3 protein-coding genes and 1 pseudogene are annotated in these 1,520 nt (G+C 34.5%); 3 read left to right on the top strand and 1 reads right to left on the bottom strand.

What is annotated here, in order from left to right; all coding sequences use genetic code 11:
* Positions 1-197: pseudogene (locus H5975_RS08030) on the top strand (IS30 family transposase); the annotation flags it as partial.
* Here the strand turns inward: H5975_RS08030 and H5975_RS09290 are convergent.
* Complete coding sequence (locus H5975_RS09290; protein WP_428832690.1) at positions 129-275, bottom strand: helix-turn-helix domain-containing protein; 147 nt, start codon at positions 273-275, stop codon at positions 129-131. The pseudogene H5975_RS08030 and the gene H5975_RS09290 sit on opposite strands and share 69 nt — an antisense overlap.
* Positions 276-529: 254 nt before the next feature.
* Between H5975_RS09290 and H5975_RS08025 the strand changes: the two genes are divergently transcribed.
* Together H5975_RS08025 and mscL are read left to right on the top strand one after the other, a co-directional pair.
* Complete coding sequence (locus H5975_RS08025) at positions 530-763, top strand: type IIL restriction-modification enzyme MmeI (RefSeq protein WP_204785602.1); 234 nt, start codon at positions 530-532, stop codon at positions 761-763.
* A 19-nt stretch (positions 764-782) separates the two neighbouring features.
* Complete coding sequence (mscL, locus tag H5975_RS08020; RefSeq protein ID WP_204785601.1) at positions 783-1,157, top strand: large-conductance mechanosensitive channel protein MscL; 375 nt, start codon at positions 783-785, stop codon at positions 1,155-1,157.
* Positions 1,158-1,520 lie beyond the last annotated feature (363 nt).

Below are 1,520 nucleotides of genomic sequence, written 5' to 3'. Positions count from 1 at the left end.
AGCATAATTTGGGTGAGAAGTTCTCGTCACACGGTGATACGGGAATTAAAAGACATTTAAGACATAAACACCGTACACGTCATCCTAAAAACACTAGAAAACATCAGGAACCAAAAACTAATTATCTTTCAATTCATGATCGTCCTAAGTTTATTAATGATCGTCAACGTATTGGTGATTGGGAAATTGATACCATTTTCCTGTATAAAGCGGTAGACCGTCGACTTACTAACACCTAGCAGCTCTGCCATTTCCTTTTTAGTGTACATTACCATACTAACCACCAATTCATCTTAATTTAACCGATTCATTTGAACTGTTCTAAATCGTATTCCTGGTAAATCAGTTTTGCGATTAATTTGAACATATCAGCATTTTACCAATTCAAAGTTCCGATTCAACCTAAAATTCAAAATCGGTTCTGTAAATCGGCTTGCGGTGTGTACTGCTTTTAGATAGAAGAAGGGTGGAAAGTAAGTTAATTAGTGGTTATAATATTAAGCACTAATAGCACGAAAGTAACTAGACTATGCCAACACGACAACAAGCAGCACGAGAATTTATGAAGAACTGGTCTACTGATAATAAAGGGCGAGAGGACGCAGATCGACAGACCTTCTGGAACGATTTACTACAACGAGTTTATGGAATTGACAACTACTATGACTACATTACCTATGAAAAAGATGTTCAGGTAAAAGCTGATGGCAAAGTAACCGCTCTAAGAATGGATGGGTATATTCCTTCTACCAAAAGTATCTAGCGAAAAAAAGGAGACTCATATGATTAAAGAATTTAAAGACTTTATTTCACGAGGAAATGTTATTGACATGGCAGTCGGGATTATCGTTGGGGCTGCATTTACATCAATCGTTAAGTCATTGGTTAATAACCTTGTCGACCCGTTAATTGGGATATTCGTTGGTAAGATCGACCTTTCTAATCTCGTCTTGACAATTGGCGATGCCCAGTTCAAATACGGTAGTTTTCTTAACTCAGTAATTAACTTTTTGATCATCTCCTTTGTCGTTTTCCTGATGGTTAAAGCGATTAACCGCTTCAGAAATAAAAAGGAGGAAGAGCCTGCAAAATTAAGTGAAGAGGCTCAATACCTCAAAGAAATTACTGAGCTGTTAAAGAAAAATGAAGGTAAATAACTAAATAGATTCCTGCTAATGGATTTATTATTTTTTAGCGGGAATCTATTATTTTTATTATCTTATTCCGTATTTATCTAACAAGAGTGGAATGTAAATCAGCGGAGAACTTGTCTACTTGGTTAGCTGGCTATCAATTTTTGCATTTACGAAAAAATACTATATTTTATGAAGTGCATGATGAATAAAGAAAGGTTAAGATACTACGAATCTACGATAATCGAAGAGATATATTAGCTAATTTGCTGGAATATTTAGATAAGAAAGAAGAGTAACAGTTACTAAATTAGTAGTTGTTACTCTTTTTTACTTTGTTAAATATTGTGTACATGTTTTATGTAAATGTTGTACACACATTTGAAG

The sequence above is a fragment of the Limosilactobacillus coleohominis genome, from assembly GCF_016901675.1.
Classification (GTDB): domain Bacteria; phylum Bacillota; class Bacilli; order Lactobacillales; family Lactobacillaceae; genus Limosilactobacillus; species Limosilactobacillus intestinavium.
Note: the sequence above shows the minus strand (reverse complement) of the source record. Positions and strands in the feature narration are given on the sequence as shown.